Source organism: Erythrobacter sp. HI0063 (assembly GCF_001635685.1).
In the GTDB taxonomy this organism is placed as follows: Bacteria; Pseudomonadota; Alphaproteobacteria; order Sphingomonadales; family Sphingomonadaceae; genus Qipengyuania.
Genome location: NZ_LWFF01000259.1, coordinates 1 through 213, shown reverse-complemented (window position 1 = coordinate 213; position 213 = coordinate 1). Strand labels below are relative to the sequence as shown.

Sequence of the window (213 nt, the reverse complement as noted above, 5' to 3'; positions counted from 1 at the left end):
GCAGCAGCAATTGACGATGTTCGTCGAACGCTATCCCAACCATTCGCGTATCAGCTATGGCCGCAACCTACTCGGCCGGGCTTATCTCGACGATGGCAAGGCCAAGGAAGCCGCCCCGTGGTTCCTGCGCAATTACCAGGCCGACAAGGCTGCGGCCCGCGCCGGGGACAGCCTGCTATACCTTGCGGAAACGATGATCGCGCTCGACGATGA

1 protein-coding gene is annotated in these 213 nt (G+C 61.0%); it reads left to right on the top strand.

What is annotated here, in order from left to right:
* Positions 1-213: tol-pal system YbgF family protein (locus A3736_RS17570; protein ID WP_369815438.1), on the top strand; the 213-nt coding region annotated here is incomplete at both ends.